This is a genomic window from Desertibacillus haloalkaliphilus, from assembly GCF_019039105.1.
GTDB classification, from domain to species: Bacteria; Bacillota; Bacilli; order Bacillales; family KJ1-10-99; genus Desertibacillus; species Desertibacillus haloalkaliphilus.
Map to the genome: position 1 here is coordinate 1 of NZ_JAHPIV010000641.1, position 321 is coordinate 321.

General features: G+C 47.4%; 1 protein-coding gene. It reads left to right on the forward strand.

Annotated features, from left to right (window positions below; translation table 11 throughout):
* Nucleotides 1-321: hypothetical protein (locus KH400_RS23665; protein ID WP_217228785.1), on the forward strand; the 321-nt coding region annotated here is incomplete at both ends.

Genomic DNA, 321 nt, shown 5'->3' on the forward strand with positions numbered 1-321 from the left:
TTCGTGTACAGCAAAATTCACCGATTAACACAGGGTCAATGATTGAGAGTGTCACGGGCGTAACTGACGGTTCGATGACTTTTTCAACAACGGATTCTAATTTGGCCGTATCTGGGTATACCTACCAAGTTGGGTATGGCCCAGATGCCACACACACAACTTATTATTCAACGCTGGCAGAAGCGATGTCAGCCGCTGGTGGTAAGTTTGACTCAACCAATAACACGGCTTCGACCGATGCGGAAGCCCAACGTTTTGTCGTGAATTACATCCCAATGAGCCAGGCTGCGGTGATTATTGTATCAGCTGACTCACCAATCA